The organism is Citrobacter sp. Cpo142 (assembly GCF_030332425.1).
Classification (GTDB): domain Bacteria; phylum Pseudomonadota; class Gammaproteobacteria; order Enterobacterales; family Enterobacteriaceae; genus Citrobacter; species Citrobacter portucalensis.
Genome location: NZ_JAOWHW010000056.1, coordinates 1 through 287, shown reverse-complemented (window position 1 = coordinate 287; position 287 = coordinate 1). Strand labels below are relative to the sequence as shown.

The 287-nt window shown below is 55.1% G+C and carries 1 protein-coding gene; it reads right to left on the bottom strand.

Going from position 1 to position 287, the window contains the following annotated elements:
* A partial coding sequence (locus OGY18_RS02835) for a DUF6453 family protein (RefSeq protein WP_286551656.1) occupies window positions 1–287 on the bottom strand: 287 nt, incomplete at both ends.

Genomic DNA, 287 nt, shown 5'->3' with positions numbered 1-287 from the left:
CGGGTCATATCCCAAGAACCGGAATTGCGGTCCGCAAACACTTTGTTGTAGGCCGACCTGACGCTACCGCCTGACATGACCACGCCTTTTGTTCTGATATTTCCCCATCCACCAATCATTCGTACCTGAACGCCGGTATAGACTATCTGGCAGAACCCGCCGCCAATATCCTGAAAGGCATCAGTGATCTGGATTTGTCGGTCATAGACAAAGGGGCGTTTCAGCGTGGAGAACGTCACCTGGCCTGCGGCGTTGGTCATCGTGATACCGTCGCCGCCGACAGGTGC